Here is a 244-nt window from a genome sequence, read left to right as displayed (position 1 = left end):
ATTACCACATATGAGTATGGTAAGAGGTGAAAAAAACGTTGAGTATTTAAGAAGACGTTATGAAACAATGTCAAATAATCCTCTTTTCAAAGGGAGGGAATTCTCTGATAATCCAGAAAAACTGAAAGAATGGATTCCACTTATTATGGAAGACCGCCCAGCAAATGAGGCCATTGCTGCAACAAAAATTGACACTGGTACAGACGTTAACTTCGGTGCTCTAACACGTATTTTATTTGACCAC

Annotated in this window: 1 protein-coding gene; it reads left to right on the top strand. The window is 37.3% G+C overall.

Going from position 1 to position 244, the window contains the following annotated elements:
• The coding region (locus tag SB660_RS23090) for a malate:quinone oxidoreductase (RefSeq protein WP_410584871.1) at nucleotides 1-244 on the top strand (244 nt) is incomplete at both ends.

Source organism: Bacillus sp. SIMBA_005, assembly GCF_046535585.1.
Taxonomy (GTDB): domain Bacteria; phylum Bacillota; class Bacilli; order Bacillales; family Bacillaceae; genus Bacillus; species Bacillus pumilus.
The sequence above is the reverse complement of the archived record's forward strand: the minus strand, read 5'-3'. Positions and strand labels throughout refer to the sequence as shown.